Origin of the sequence: Methylobacterium frigidaeris (assembly GCF_022179185.1) — a bacterium.
GTDB lineage: Bacteria > Pseudomonadota > Alphaproteobacteria > Rhizobiales > Beijerinckiaceae > Methylobacterium > Methylobacterium frigidaeris.
On the sequence record NZ_BPQJ01000132.1, the window covers coordinates 1 to 725 of the forward strand.

Here is a 725-nt window from a genome sequence, read left to right on the forward strand (position 1 = left end):
TTCAGCGTCGTCAGCGCCGTCATCGCGGCGTTGTTGGTCAGCAGGCTGGTCACGGATCTGTCTTCCGGCTGGAGAGGGATGGGAGGAGAGTTCGATTTACCGGGCTTGCACCGGTGCGGCCTGCCGGCCCTTCGAGGAGGAGGGCTTGCATCGTCGAGGGCCGGGACGGTCCTCGCGAGGAGCCGCCGCCGCGCAATCACACCTCCGGACTCGCACCGGATCAGCGGACCGACATCATGTCCTTGGGTCTCGCCCGAGACCCATCCGCTGGCCTGTCCTCGGCCGCGCCCCCAGTGTTCGGTGGCGGCGCCGCTCGATGGGGTGATAATGCCTTGATAGCCTTACGAAGCGCTTAACCAAACGAGCCCTGCGCTGTCCCGTCGAGGCGATCATCCCTCCAGCAACGACCTGTGGATAGACCAAGCGGCGCGCGGCCGATCCTGGCGAACGGCACCGCATTGTAGGAAATATCTTAACCAAGACGCTGCAGGCCGACCGATCCCGACTGCCACGACGCGAGAAGGGCCGCGCTCGACCCGAGCGCGGCCCTTCCCGTTCCGGCAATCGTCCGGCGGCCCCCGTTGCGGGACCGCCCTTCCCCGCTTAGCGGAAGAGCGAGAGGACGTTCTGGCTCGACGAGTTGGCGATCGACAGCGCCTGCACCGCCAGTTGCTGCTGCGTCTGCAGCGCCTTCAGCTTCGTCGACTCCTCCTCGATATCCGCGT

1 protein-coding gene is annotated in these 725 nt (G+C 66.3%); it reads right to left on the reverse strand.

Annotated features, from left to right (window positions below; translation table 11 throughout):
- Nucleotides 1-603 precede the first annotated feature (603 nt).
- Nucleotides 604-725, reverse strand: a 122-nt coding sequence (locus MFF64_RS36560) for a flagellin (protein ID WP_273557212.1), incomplete at its 5' end; no start/stop codon positions are given.